Raw genomic sequence first — 256 nt, forward strand, 5'->3', positions numbered from 1 at the left:
GGCGGTGCCGGCAATGACACCTATATCATCGACAACCTCGGCGACACGGTGATCGAACGCGGCACCTCGCTGGCCGAAATTGACACGGTCGCCTCGTCGATCAGTTACACCCTGGGCAGCAACCTCGAGAACCTGACCCTCACCGGCAGCGATCACCTCGACGCCACCGGCAACGCGCTGAGCAATCGCCTGACCGGCAACAGCGGCAACAACCTTCTGGACGGTGGAACCGGTGCCGACCTGATGATCGGCGGCA

1 protein-coding gene is annotated in these 256 nt (G+C 63.3%); it reads left to right on the forward strand.

Going from position 1 to position 256, the window contains the following annotated elements; translation table 11 throughout:
* A partial coding sequence (locus NHU87_RS28355) for a hypothetical protein (protein ID WP_437180863.1) occupies positions 1-256 on the forward strand: 256 nt, incomplete at both ends.

Origin of the sequence: Pseudomonas mandelii (genome assembly GCF_024138395.1) — a bacterium.
In the GTDB taxonomy this organism is placed as follows: Bacteria; Pseudomonadota; Gammaproteobacteria; order Pseudomonadales; family Pseudomonadaceae; genus Aquipseudomonas; species Aquipseudomonas mandelii_E.